At 40.1% G+C, this 13,684-nt stretch carries 12 protein-coding genes; 3 read left to right on the top strand and 9 right to left on the bottom strand.

Annotated features, from left to right (window positions below):
• Positions 1-24 precede the first annotated feature (24 nt).
• Positions 25-732, top strand: coding sequence for a DsbA family oxidoreductase (locus RI196_RS08830; protein WP_144597991.1), 708 nt, complete (start codon positions 25-27; stop codon positions 730-732).
• 562 nt (positions 733-1,294) lie between these two features.
• Here the strand turns inward: RI196_RS08830 and RI196_RS08825 are convergent.
• Together RI196_RS08825 and RI196_RS08820 are read right to left on the bottom strand one after the other, a co-directional pair.
• Positions 1,295-2,617 carry a hypothetical protein gene (locus RI196_RS08825; protein ID WP_311067266.1) on the bottom strand — a complete coding sequence of 441 codons (1,323 nt, stop codon included), beginning with the start codon at positions 2,615-2,617 and terminating at the stop codon, positions 1,295-1,297.
• A 104-nt stretch (positions 2,618-2,721) separates the two neighbouring features.
• A complete protein-coding gene (locus RI196_RS08820; protein ID WP_063389544.1) occupies positions 2,722-3,324 on the bottom strand; it encodes a TetR/AcrR family transcriptional regulator in 603 nt (200 codons plus the stop codon).
• 84 nt (positions 3,325-3,408) lie between these two features.
• Between RI196_RS08820 and RI196_RS08815 the strand changes: the two genes are divergently transcribed.
• Positions 3,409-3,960, top strand: a complete 552-nt coding sequence (locus tag RI196_RS08815) for a hypothetical protein (RefSeq protein ID WP_130156567.1) — start codon at positions 3,409-3,411, stop codon at positions 3,958-3,960.
• Positions 3,961-4,086: 126 nt separating this feature from the next.
• Here RI196_RS08815 and RI196_RS08810 read toward each other — a convergent pair whose 3' ends face one another.
• The 3 genes from RI196_RS08810 to RI196_RS08800 are packed head-to-tail and all read right to left on the bottom strand — an operon-like array spanning position 4,087 to position 6,485.
• Positions 4,087-4,335, bottom strand: coding sequence for a hypothetical protein (locus RI196_RS08810; protein ID WP_063389546.1), 249 nt, complete (start codon positions 4,333-4,335; stop codon positions 4,087-4,089).
• Positions 4,328-5,740, bottom strand: a complete 1,413-nt coding sequence (locus tag RI196_RS08805; RefSeq protein WP_311067265.1) for a radical SAM protein — start codon at positions 5,738-5,740, stop codon at positions 4,328-4,330. Before RI196_RS08805 ends, RI196_RS08810 begins: the two co-directional genes overlap by 8 nt.
• Entirely contained in the window at positions 5,730-6,485 is a 756-nt protein-coding gene (locus RI196_RS08800) for a prolipoprotein diacylglyceryl transferase (RefSeq protein ID WP_311067264.1), read from the bottom strand. Before RI196_RS08800 ends, RI196_RS08805 begins: the two co-directional genes overlap by 11 nt.
• 573 nt (positions 6,486-7,058) lie before the next feature.
• Here RI196_RS08800 and RI196_RS08795 point away from each other — a divergent pair.
• Positions 7,059-8,273, top strand: a complete 1,215-nt coding sequence (locus RI196_RS08795; protein ID WP_311067263.1) for a Gfo/Idh/MocA family protein — start codon at positions 7,059-7,061, stop codon at positions 8,271-8,273.
• A 129-nt stretch (positions 8,274-8,402) separates the two neighbouring features.
• On the opposite strand, the gene RI196_RS08790 is transcribed toward RI196_RS08795, so the two are convergent.
• The 4 genes from RI196_RS08790 to RI196_RS08775 form a co-directional block, all read right to left on the bottom strand.
• A complete protein-coding gene (locus tag RI196_RS08790; RefSeq protein ID WP_066246672.1) occupies positions 8,403-8,978 on the bottom strand; it encodes a TetR/AcrR family transcriptional regulator in 576 nt (191 codons plus the stop codon).
• A gap of 195 nt (positions 8,979-9,173) precedes the next feature.
• Complete coding sequence (cstA, locus tag RI196_RS08785; RefSeq protein ID WP_063389551.1) at positions 9,174-10,967, bottom strand: carbon starvation protein CstA; 1,794 nt, start codon at positions 10,965-10,967, stop codon at positions 9,174-9,176.
• A 170-nt stretch (positions 10,968-11,137) separates the two neighbouring features.
• Complete coding sequence (locus tag RI196_RS08780) at positions 11,138-11,869, bottom strand: LytR/AlgR family response regulator transcription factor (RefSeq protein ID WP_063389552.1); 732 nt, start codon at positions 11,867-11,869, stop codon at positions 11,138-11,140.
• Positions 11,866-13,617 carry a sensor histidine kinase gene (locus RI196_RS08775; RefSeq protein ID WP_094245720.1) on the bottom strand — a complete coding sequence of 584 codons (1,752 nt, stop codon included), beginning with the start codon at positions 13,615-13,617 and terminating at the stop codon, positions 11,866-11,868. Before RI196_RS08775 ends, RI196_RS08780 begins: the two co-directional genes overlap by 4 nt.
• Positions 13,618-13,684: the final 67 nt, after the last annotated feature.

Raw genomic sequence — 13,684 nt, 5'->3', positions numbered from 1 at the left:
TGATTCATAAAAGAAGGTGAAAACATGAAAATTGAAATATGGTCTGATTATGTTTGCCCATTTTGCTATATCGGAAAGCGGCGTATGGAAAAAGCGCTCGAGCTGTTTCAGCACAAGGAGCAAGCGGAAATCGTGTTCCGCAGCTTTGAGCTTGATCCAACCGCCAAAAAGGAATACGATCTTTCCATCCATGAAATCATTGCTCAAAAATACGGCATTTCCGTTGAGGAAGCGAAGCGGGCAAATAACGATGTTGCCAAACAGGCAGAGTCCGTCGGATTGACATTTCGCTTCGAGGAAATGAAGCCAACAAATACGTTCGATGCCCATCGATTAGCGAAATATGCAGATAAAAAAGGGAAAGGAAGAGAAATGCACGAACGGCTCTTTTATGCTTATTTCACTGAATCGAAATTAATCAGTGACCATCAAGTTTTAGTTGAACTCGCAGAAGAAATCGGCTTGGATGGCGACGAAGTCAAGCAAGTGCTTTCAAGCAGTCAATTGGAAGAGGAAGTTAGAAAGGATGAACAGGAAGCCTCACGTCTCGGTGTCAGAGGTGTGCCGTTTTTCGTCATCAACCGCAAATATGCCATTTCTGGGGCGCAGCCAACAGAAGTATTTTTGAAAAGCTTTCAAAAAATATGGGATGAAGAAAACTCTTCTTCGCCGCTCAAACCACTGGCAGCTGATGGCGGAGGACTATGCAACGATCAGAGCTGTGAAATGTAATTCGCCCTGACCGCAAATGGACAGGAGGAACAACGGTCATCAAAAACGACGTGTCCTCCTTTTGTATTTCTTTCAGTTCATGACGATCTGTCAATTGCTCACATCGCAAAGTTTGTTTAATTTATTTACTTAAATTCGTTTGTTAACACATATAAAAGAACCGAATCGTCAGGTTATCAATGTTTACATCCTTTGTTACATTGACTAACCTTCCCAAGTTTTCTTTAGAGGAACAATTCTTACTTTACTCCTCAAACTATGAAATTTAGGCGGTGCGGCCGCTCATTATGTCTTCATAACGGTGATGAATCGTTTAACTATTTTTCTTGTTGATCTGCTATTCCTTTTTTCTTGAATGATGCAAAGACCTTTCCATTTTATTACACTTGCACCCGAAATAAAAAATCCACGTCAAAGTCCTAGAGGTAAAATACTGGGATTTTGACGTGGATCTCTATTTTCCCTTCAAATTTATGAATTTTTCATCCATCGCAACATTGTAAATGATTTCAAAGAACGGACTTTTTTCCATTTAATGTTTGATTATCCATTTCTTCATAAATTAAATTCTCGCTTCAAAAATGACCACCTCTTGATCAAATTTCATATCCAATAGACCCTCTGTTTTATTTATAAAAGAGTTCCAATTGTTGATAAGATTATTGTAAGTAAATGGATAATACGCATGATGCGCCGACCAATCATTTTGAAAAAACATGTCCCAGTCGTTTTTTGAGGAATGATAACGGACAAGATCATTCCAATTCGCATCATTTGTTTTTTGTTCATATGAAACGTAAGCAGACGGTATAATATGCAAAAAGACATGATCTATATTTTTTTCTTTTGCGTGCCTTCTCATACTTGAAATAATGTCATCGATGATTTTCGAATCAAGTATGGAATAAGCCCTTTTGCTCCGTCCATATGCTTCTTCCCTCTTTTCCTCCTGGAAGCGGTTGTATGATTCAATCGTTTTTTGGATATATGAATGGTATACATGCTCAAGGTTGCCGCGCATTTTTTCAGACAATGGTGTATGAAGCAATGCATCCAGCTTCATCCCTAATAATCCGAGTTCAATCCCGATTTGTTCTTCGCTTTTTGCAGCCGTATAGCCATGTTCTGTTCGAACCGCTTCTTGATAAAAGGACCCAGCCGCTTCAAAATCATATATTGTATAATGATCGCCGGTTTCTAAAGCGCTTTCCTTCTGTAAAAATTGTTGGCGGAGCGCCTCCAACTTAAAAGTATGGCTTCCCCTTAACAGCTGTTCACCATCCGTTCTGTCGATTGGGGCATAATCCTCATGCTTGCGTAAAAAAGATGTATATTGTTCGATGCGCTGTTCATAAGCTTTTAAAATATCGTTATACATCTCCTCTTTCACGACTGGGAGACCATGCTTCACAAAAAAGCCGCCAACTGATTTTGAAAAAGAATCAGCTAACTGTTGGATGCTTTGTTGAAAAAAATGATCGAGTTTGTCGAGCCGCTCTTTTCGTTGTTCACCAAAAAAATTTTCTTCAATCCAGTTTTTTAAATAAACATATTCTGAAGCTAGATCATCAATTTTTTCACCTAGGCGGTCAAAACGCCCAAATCCTGCCCGCCCCCTTGCTTTCGCGTAGAACTTAGTTGATTTCCAAGGAACGATTAGAGCGTTTGACTTTCCCCTTTTTAACGTGATTGTTTTCAGAACAGATCCGTGTGCCAGCGCTTCCTTCCTCAAATCTTTTATGTTGTCCTTTTCTGATTGGGCCCCAAGATTGGATTCATATATTTTTTCGACAATAGACTGTTTTTTCTCATGTTCTTTCAATGATTGCTGCAGAGCCACAATAGGTGCAAAACTGAATTGATCTGTGTAATAAAGCTGAACCATTTTCCCACCTCCTTTTATATCAGAAGCTAGAAAGGATTCCTAAACTTTCATTTTTTGCGGATGCGAGTTTGTTTGATTTATATTCTTAGTTTCGACGGAAACCATTATAAAACCTCTTGTTTGCACAAAGATTTTAAGTGACTGTCCAAAATGGATTCGATCATCTCATTAGATAAATATTCCGGATGCATTAATCCATGAATGGCCAAGCCATCGATCAGCGCATACAGACGGTCCACCTCCAGCTCTACATTGATATTCGGCCGCGCAAGATCAAGTTTGACTAAAGTCTTGATGACCTGTTCAAATCCATAACGCATTTTAAGATATACTTCTTTGCTTAAAGGCTGAAGTTCCGGCTCCGAAAGAGCTTTCTGGGTAAAAGCAAACCATACCTCCATTTCTTTCTTTGTATCATCTTCAAGCGGCAAAACCTCCCGGATCATCCTTTTCATTGCATCAAGCGGCGGCATAGAAAAATCAATTTCGTTAATTCGTTGACTCACCCTTTCCGACACCAATTTCATTGCAAATGACAGCAATTCTGCTTGAGTTGAAAAATAATGTCTTAATGAACCAACGGAAACTCCTGCTTCTCTCGCAATATTGCGAACGGTTGCTTTTTCCATCCCGCCTTTCGCAATGACATTCCATGTCGCTACAGCAATTTTTTCTCTTTGTTTTACGTGATCCACTTTTTTCGGCATATTTTTATTATATCATGGTTGTTTTTTTAATACACTTGTGTTAAATTTTTATTTAATACGTGTGTTTTAAAAAGGAGTGGAATCATGATCGGTTGGCTCATTGTCATATGCGAAATTTTGTTTTGGATATTTGTCGGCGCCGGATTATTCGCCAGATATATTCTAGGCTGGAAAAAAATCGGGTCGCTCCTTCTATTGTGTACGCCTCTTATCGATCTTGTTTTAATCATCGCAACGGTTTTCGATTTGAAAGACGGCGCAACAGCTCATTTTGTACACGGATTGTCTGCTGTATATATTGGGGTTTCGGTTGCATTTGGCAAACGGATGATTCAGTGGGCGGATGAACAGTTTGCTTACCGATTTGCTGGAGGAAAGCGGCCAAATAAACGGCCTCAATTCGGAAAACAGCATGCTGCTTATGAACGGAAAGGCTGGTACCGCCACCTTCTAGCATGGATTATTGGGAATGCCCTTCTCCTGTTCATGGTTCTTTTTGTCAACGATTTCCAGAAAACAGAAGCACTTTTATCATTTTCGGCAAAATGGACGTTCATCCTGTTTATCGATTTTTTATGGAGCTTCAGCTATACAATATGGCCGAAAAAAGAGGCGAAAGGGCATTATGAAAGTTAAAAATGTAATCCTATAATTTGACCATTTTCCCCTAGATTAGCGCTACAGAGCTTGTAGAGAAGGACAATATTTTTCTCTACAAGTTTTATTTACAGCTTTTTATACCATGTTTGTAAACTCTTTACGTTAGTACCATCCCATCATAAACACTCCGAAACATGCTGTATTCACTAAAAACGTAATCCCAGCTGCGATCAGTATTCCTTGAGCAATCGCTGTTTTTCTTTTCATTAAGGCGATCACCACTGCTGGAATGATATAAATCACCTGAACAAAACCGATAAAAAAGATCGTAATCGGAAAAATCAACAATAGCCCATGTAAAAGAAGCACAATACCGATGCCTTTCCAAATGTCTTTTGTATGCTCATTCATGCGCAGTCATCGCCATTTCTGTTTGAATTTCTTTCAGCCGGTTTTCAAGGCTGTCCCTATAAAACAAGTTATACGTGTCAAACGGAATGATGCGGCCGTCGTGATGTACAATATGTACACAGGATTTTTTAACTGAACGAACATCAAAGTTATAAGCATCTAAAAATTGCATAATAATTACACGAAACACATTGTTATAGCTGATATTTTCCGGTATCGCTACTTTCGGCAGACAGCATAATAAATCTTTTAGTGACATCGCGGAAGAGCCGGGAGAATGATTTAAACTGAATAGCTCAAAAACTTTATGTTTCAATTGTTCATCCTGTTCAAATACGATCGTATTTTGATCTCCTTCAAGGAGAATATGCGGATCGATCATACCCGTCAGAGGCTTTACTTCCCCGTTTAACTTCAGCGCATACCCCATAGCCAAACAGTCAGGATGGCAAGGGACGGGAATAATATCGTCTGCTTGAAAAACCTCCGATTGCTCGATAATCATGCTGCGAACTTCGCTCAACGTTAATCGGTCAGTTGCAGGGTTAAAATTTTTTGTTCTTCCGGCAATTTGCACCGGCTGAAAGGTGACTCCCCTGACTGCCTGCTGCGAAAGACCGTATTTAATGATTTTTCCGACCTCCTGATCGTTTACACCCTTTTTTAACGTGACAACTAATGTTGTGGAAATGTTGTATTCATTTAAATGTTCTATTGCCTTCTCTCGGACTGCACGCAAATCTACTCCGCGCAGATCGATTAACGCCTCTTTTTCAAAACTGTCAAACTGCAAATAAATTTCAAATCCGGGCATGTAGCGAGCCAGCTTTTCAGCAAATTTTTTGTCCTGGGCAATTTTAATTCCGTTTGTATTCACCATTATATGCTTAATTGGCTTCGATTTCGCCATTTCTAATATCTCGAAAAACTGTGGATGGATCGTTGGTTCACCGCCGCTGATTTGAACGATATCCGGTTCCCGCTCATTTTTCACAATCGCATCAAACATCTTCTCAATTTCCTCTAGTGGGCGCCATTTCTGTTTTTTCGGGGAAGACTCCGCATAACAGATCGGGCATTGCAAATTGCACTGATCCGTAACTTCCACCAATGCCAAGCAGCTGTGCTGCTCGTGATCCGGACATAAGCCGCAATCATACGGGCACCCGTATTGAATGGAGGTATTCCAGTGATACGGCATTTCTGCACGCTTCAAAAATTCACGGCATTTTTTGTAATATTCGATATCGGTTGAGATCAATACTTTTTCTCTTCCATGATGACGGCAATGTTTTACTAAAAAAACTTGATCATTCTCAAATATGACTTTTGCTTCCGTTTTCCGCAAACATTTCGAACAAATGCTGTTCGTTAATTCATAGAAAATGTATGGTCTATTTGGCATACTGAAATTTCTCCCTTCTTTTTTTCCTTATAAGGAACAAATAGTACATCAATCCGACGAAAGCTGCTAACTGAATGTTGTTTAACCCAAAATACGGGTGAGGTGTCGGCTTGATAAAATCAATAAAAAAGCGAAACAGCAAATAGGAAACCATAAAAAACTGGAACAGAAACCCTTCCCACGGAGCTGTTTTCTTTTTTCTTATGTATAGAACGAAAAAACCGATCAGCCATAAATAGACAATTTCATATATTTGAGTTGGATGTCTCGGCACGCCGTCTCCAAAATCAACACCCGTCACCCAAGTCGTTGGGGTGCCGTGCGTATGGTCTGAGAGGCCGGTGAAAAAACAGCCTATCCTGCCAATGCTCATGCCAATAATAAGCGGTAAGACAAAATCATCGCCTGTCGAGCGCTTCCAGCCGATTAGCTTTTTTGCGGTTTCAACTCCGATCAATCCTCCCAGCAATCCACCGACGATCGTTTTCCCGGCCATTAAATAGTTGAGATTCGTCACATTTTTCAGCGTTTCAACAGGATTTTCAAGCCAATATAGGAGCTTTGATCCTAACGCAGCCCCGGCTATCGCACCGATCACGACCCACATCGCCTTATCAAGTGGAATTCTTTCTTTATTTCTCGTATGCAAGTAAACTCTGAAACCGACAAAATAAGCCAAAGTCTCAAAAAATAAATGCGGATGAATCGAAACAGGACCCAAATGTATATAAACAGGAAAATCCATTTTACACCTCTTTTTGCAAAACCTTACTTTCATCATATCAAAAAATATGAATTTATTGTTTTAATATTTTAAACATTACAAAAAATTTCGTTGCAGCAGTTATATTTTTTCCCCGTCTCAACTAAACTAATGGAAGCGCCGGCAAATATTTTCGAAAGCTGATTTTTGTTCAACAAGCTTAGCATCAATAAGTGATTCCAAACTGTCCGCATCAGCCCATTTGCAGAAAAGCTATATTTTCTAATGTTTATAATCAAGGCAGATTGGATTTTTCCGGAAGCAAATCCCGAATTTCCTTTGAATCATGATGGCAATCGCTTTTGCATACAAATAAATAATTAAAAGTTATTTGTTAGGAATCGTTGTTTGAGCAGGTTTCCTAGATTTGATTCAACGATCATTCTGTCATTTCCTTGCTCTCATTCACGCAAATCTTTCAAACTTTTTTTACACTTAACAGAATCGGTTTTGAAAAATATACATCCTACTAATTGTGCAATTCAAAATTTACGAGACTATATTTTCGTTTATAATGAAGTTGTCAAACTCCATAACGTAAAGGGGGAAAACACCATGTCTGGCAAGATGAAGACTTACCGAGTGGGGATCGCAGGTGCGGGCGCTTTTGCCACTTTTTTGTCCGGTGCGCTTGCACGGCTGCCTGAATTTCAATTGACAGCTGTCGCAGGAAGGACGGATACAAAACGGGAGAGCGTGATGGCTGCTTTTCAAAAACAGAGACATAATGCGATAACGCCAAAAGAATATTATGAGGCAGCCGACCTTATAGCCGATCCTGAAATCGATATTGTCATTTTAGCAACACCGCCCCATCTTCACTCCTCACTTAGCCGACTGGCTTTAACACACGGAAAGCATGTCTTGTTAGAAAAACCTGGTGCCCTTTATGCCAAGGAACTTTTGGAAAATGCGAACTATGCAAAAAAACAAAAGCGTGCATTCGCCGTGAACCTTGTATTGCGTTACAATCCGCTAGTAGAAGCTGTTGAATGGATCGTCCGCCATCGGCTGCTTGGATTCGTGCATCATGCAAGTCTCACCAACTCGGCTCATCACGTCGCCAATGGCCATTGGTTTTGGAATGATCAACTAAGCGGAGGCATTTTTATTGAACATGGAGTTCATTTTTTTGAGGTCGGTCGCCACATACTCGGAGAAGCGGTCGATGCGAACGGTTTTGCTCTGACGGAGGAAAACGGTGAAAAACAGCGTGTTTGGGCAAGCGTTCTTCATAAACCAGTTTATCAACAAGACGAAAAAAGTTCGGGAAACAACATATATTCTTTAGTTCCTGTTCAATATTACCACGGCTTTACGATGGATCCTGACGCACCGGAATCGACAAAATGGGAAATTCATTGCACTCATGGACGGATTGTACTTGAAGGATGGATTCCCCAAAAATTATATTTAGAGGGCAAAATCTCAAAAGAACAGGGCGAGCTGATCGATCAAATACTAGACAGCATACCGAAAAAACCGGTAGAAAACGCTGTTGAAAAAGTACGCTCTTCAGCCTTTCATTGTTTCAAAAATAAATCGTTCCCGCTTAAAGCACTATCCAGCATTTCATACGAACGGACAATCAAATTGGAGCAGCGGCAATTGTGGTATGAGGCAATGGTCCAAGACCGTTTCCTTGATTTTTGCCGAATCATTGAAGAAGAAGGATGGGAAGGATTTGTTACAGCTGAAGACGCCGTGAAAGACTTAGAACTGGCAAATCGTGTAACGTTTAATAAAACGGAGCAGCCGCTAACCGAATAAATTGGTTAGCGGTTTTAAATAGCATTTTATCCAATGGAAAACGACTGATCTAATCTCGTTTTTTTATTTCGCATATACACTAATGCGAAATGATGTTAACGTCATTCCAGCACCTTTCATGTTCCCCTTTTAATTTTTATTCAAAATCCCCTCTAAGAACAAAAGGGACACTTGGTCCGCAAGTTCATTTTCTGTTTTTTCTCCTGTCATTACATATCGTTCAATGATGTGCTCGATCACTGAGAGAAATGCTTCACCGGCAAATTGAGTGTCAATTTCCGTTTTAACAATACCAAGTCTTTGATTGTTGCTCATATTTGCTGCTATTTTTTCAACAATGATGCTTCGTAAACGATCATCTTTGTTCTCCCTGAGTGCAACTTTCGTTAAGTGAGGATTTTTTCCGAGAAACTTCAGAATGTCAGCGATTGTCTCACGGACATGGTCTTTCACTTGCTCCGGTTGTATATCAGCCACTTTTTTTCCTGCATCACTAAAATGAATTAACTGCTTTTCAAAATCTTCAAGCATTTGTTCGAAAATTTCTTCCTTGCTGTTGAAATAAAGATAAAAAGCTGCCTGCGTGAGCCCTGCTTTTGCCACAATATCGCTGATCTTTGTAGCATGAAAACCTTTATGAGCGAACAGCTCCGCAGCAGCTTGAAATATTTTCTTTTTGCTCTCTTCTCCTTTATTTCTCGCCATAAAAATCACCCTTTTTATACAACTAACTAATTAGTTAGTTGTTATTGTACATGATATTGCTTTTACGATCCATTACTTCCATTAAGTTTTTTTGCCATCGTTTGATCATTTCTCCTCCTCTGTCGCCACCGCTGTTGTGATGCTTAAACAAATAAAGAGCGGCATCAACAAATGAGCCGCCCAATTACCCTTGTGTCAGGCTGATTTAGCCTCCATTTGAAAGCCCGGATCATTCCATATTTCAATCCATTTTTTCAATGCCGTTGCCAAGATGACAATACCAAGAACGAGCATAATGATGGATAAAATTCCGTTTAATACGTTGTAGCCTGCAGCTTCCGGATTCAAATAAACATTTACGGTCATCCAGTAGCCTGCATAGTTTACTGTAGCAAATAAATAAGCTAACGGAATGAGGCAAGTAAGCATATATCTTCGTTTATCGGCAATTTTTAAAATGACTGTCGCACCGACAATCAGTCCGATGGACGCCATCAGCTGGTTCGATACGCCAAACAATGCCCAAACCGATCCAATATCTCCTGAGTAAAGCAGGTACCCCCACATAAAACAGGCTAAAGCGCTTGCAAATACGGAAGCCGGAACGGAGTCTACCTTTTTTAATGGTTTATACACTTCACCGAAGAAATCTTGAATTAAATAACGTGCTACACGTGTTCCTGCATCAATCGCAGTTAAAATGAAAACAGCCTCAAACATTATAACAAATTGGAAAAAATACGAAGCCAAATTCTCAAACCATGGAATCGCAGTAAAAATATAAGTCATTCCAACTGCAAGTGTAACCGCTCCACCTGTTCTTCCTTCCAAATTTAAACCTATTTCCTGGCTTAAAGCTGGTAAATTAATAACATCCATTCCAAGTGTCCGGAATACTTCCGGTGCGGAATTGATCGCAAAATAATCTGCCGGATGAAGAGCTGTTGCAGCGATCAGCGCCATGATGCCGACCAAACATTCCACCAACATGGCTCCAAAGCCGACAACTTTTATATCGCTCCACTTATTAAGCATTTTCGGCGTTGTACCCGATCCGACAAAAGCGTGAAATCCTGAAATCGCACCACATGCAATTGTAATCGATATAAACGGCCAAACAGGTCCAGCTAAAATCGGCCCTCCGCCGTGGATAAATTCTGTAAAGGCCGGCATTTCAATAGAAGGATTAATGATAAAAACACCAATGATCAGCGCAATGAACACACCGATTTTCATAAAGCTGCTCAAATAATCACGAGGAGCAAGCAGCAGCCAAACCGGCAAAGCCGCAGCAAAAAATGCATAGATTGGTAAAATAAGCGCCAAAGTTTTAGTATCGAATGTCAACCAATCCCCAAGAGCTGTTTCTTGTATGGAAGGTCCTGCGAAAACACCTATCATTAATAAAATAAAGCCAACTGTTGAAGCTAATTTTAAATTGCCTGTTTTCTTATAGAAAATTCCGACTCCCATTGCAATAGGAATGGTGATTCCGACTGCAAACGTGCCCCAAGGGTTTTTTTCCAATGCATGAAGAACAACCATGGAAAGACCAGCCATTGTTATGGTAATAATGAACAGCATGGCAAGTCCTGTACAAAAGCCGGCTACCGGACCTAATTCTTCTTTTGCTACTTCCGATAATGATTTCCCTTTTTGCCGCATGGAAGCAAATAAAACGACTGCATCATGGACGGCCCCTCCAATTACGGCACCAATCAAAAGCCACAGCAGACTGGGCAAATATCCAAATTGTGCGGCCAGGATCGGTCCGACGAGCGGTCCTGCTGCAGCAATAGCGGCAAAGTGATGCCCGAAGCTTACCCATTTATTCGTCGGAACATAATCCTTTCCATCATTTAATTCGTGAGCTGGTGTCGGTTTTGAATCATCCAGCTTCAACACTTTTACAGCCATAAATGTTCCGTAAAGACGGTAGGCGATCATTAAAATACACATTGAGGCAATCACGATTGTAATCGCATTCATTTTTTTGCAACCTCCCCTTTGTTCTTGCTTTTTACATTCATTGTATTAAATAAACATCTTCATGATCGGTTTTCAAAACAAAATGCAAGAATCCGGGGATAAATCGTCAATTTCTTAAATTGAATTGCAACAATTTTGTCACAAATATTGCTTAAAGCTTTCAGCTTTTTTTAAATGCCCAATCGCTTTTTCAGCTCCTTCGTATAAGTTCTGCTGACCGGGATCGATTCGCCATTTTTCATGATTACATGATACGTGGAGTTGAACCACGGCTGAATTTCAACTATTTCATTCAAGTTGACTAAATAAGCTCTATGAACACGCATGATGTGCGTTTGCTGCAGCTTTCTTTCAAAAGTGACAAGCGATTCTTTAACTTCATATTTTTGATCGCGGCAAGTGATAATGGTTTTTCCGTCATTAAACTCAATATAAAGAATATCTTTCACGTTAATAAGCAGAATGCGGTCGTCTAATGACACAGGAATCTTTTCATCCTGCATTTGAAAATATTGCGGTCTTTTTTCTTGGCGGGCTTCCAGCCGCTTTGAAATTTTTTCAATTGTATGAAATATCCTTTCTTCATCAAACGGCTTCAAAATGTAATCAACCGCATTCAGCTCAAATGCTTTCAAAGCGTACTCATCATAAGCGGTTGCAAAAACAATCTCAGGTCTATGATCAATCTCCATTAGCTTTTCAGCAAGTCTAATCCCTTGTTCATGAGATGACAGCTGTATATCGAGAAAGATCACATCCATGTCGGTCTGGCGGATTTTTTCAATCGCTTCATCCATTTGTTCCGCTTCCCCAACAATCTCTACCTGCTTGCTCCTTTTAAGCAAGTAAATAAGTTCGTCTCTTGCCAACGGTTCATCCTCCACGATAAAAGCCTTGATCATACGGCTACTTCTCCTTTCATTTCTAATGGAAACTTAATCGTCACTTTCGTTCCATTTTCATCACTTTTAATATGGAAGGCTCCGGCGGAACCATAAATTTCTTCTATTCGTTTTTTTATATTCCAAAGAGCTGTTCCTGTTCCATCATTCGATTGAACGGTCTGATTTCCCAATTGGCGCAATAAATGATCAGGAATGCCGCTGCCATTATCTTCGGTGATTAAGATCATTTGATCATTTTCTGCATACGCCCGAATGGACACTTTCCCATGCTCCTTATTGGCAAAAGCGTGCTTGATGGCGTTTTCGACGAGAGGCTGAAGCGTAAACGGCGGAACCATTACTTTCTTTAAGCTTTGGTCAATATCAAAACTTACATGATATTTATCAGGAAATCTTGTCTGCTCAATAGATAAGTACGCTTCAACATGCTCAAGCTCTTTTTCAAGCGGAATGACAAATTGTCTAGCTCCCTGTAAATTACTTCGGAAGAACACGCTTAATTTTAAAAGAAGTTTTCTAGCTTTATCCGCATCAGTTCTGATCAAGCTGGAAATCGTGTTTAACGAATTGAACAGGAAATGCGGATTAATTTGCGCCTGCAAAGCTTTAATTTCTGCATCTTTCAGCAGTTTTCTCTGCAGTTCTGCATCAGCAAGCTCCAATTGGGTAGAAAACAGCTTGCTAAGTCCTTCCGCCAGCTCTTGCTCCACTTTATCCATAAGACTCGGGTCTAAAAAATAAAGCTTTAACGTGCCAACCGTTTGGTTGTGTACTTGAAGCGGCATAACAATCGCTGACTGAAGCGGACAATCAGAATTTGGGCATTGGATTTCCTCCTTCGATTTTGCTTTAATGATTTTACCCTGCTCTAAAACCTTTTTTGTCAGCTTTGTTACTAAAGTTTGCCCCTGCTTATGATGATCAGAACCTGCACCGATATGAGCGAGGACAATTTCCCGATTAGTAATGGAAATGGCATCTGCTTTCGTCCATTTTAAAATAATTTCCGCTACTTTTTTACACGAATGCTCATTTAAGCCTTTTCGGAAAAATGGCAAGGTCTGCTGCGCGATGTAAAAAGATTTATGTGTTTGAAGCGCCTTCGTCCGCTCTTCCTCCACTAGAATCGAATGAATAATTAAAATAAAAATAAGAGTCCCAAATCCGTTAATCGTAATCATCGGAAGAGCGATTAATTCTACAAGCTTAACTGCGGATTCAAACGGGCGGGCAAGTAAGAGAATAAGTCCCATTTGAGTACATTCCATAAAAATTCCAGTCAAAACAGCTTTCCAAGGTGAAAAATTGTCTTTTATTCTAAAACGCTTCCAAAGGAAACCGGTCACGAATCCAGCCAAAATAGTAGATGCTCCGCAAGCAAACGCGGTAAATCCTCCTAATGTCATCCGATGCAGTCCTGCTACTAAACCAGTGCCGATGCCGACGAATGGACCGCCAAGCAATCCCCCAATCACTACTCCCATAATTCTTGTATTGGCAATTGCGGCATCTCCATCCACTTCTATTTGCCATGTTTGTGAGCTGATATTCCCTTGAGCAATTTCGACACCAGTATAATTACTAATAATGCCAAAAGATCCAAATACGGCAATCAGCATTAGCTTTTCGCTTAATCCATGCTCATGATGAATCATTCGCCGAAATGCCTTCATCCTTGATAACAAAAAAGCTAAAATGACTAAAATTCCCACTCGCTCCAGCATTAAAGGCATTAAATCAAACAAGACAGACACACTCCTTTACACCGATATTCCAGCTTTTGTTCGCTCGCGGTGTCAATATTCATTGTAC

Source organism: Aeribacillus composti (assembly GCF_031760945.1).
GTDB lineage: Bacteria > Bacillota > Bacilli > Bacillales > Aeribacillaceae > Aeribacillus > Aeribacillus composti.
This window is presented reverse-complemented; position numbering and strand designations above follow the sequence as displayed.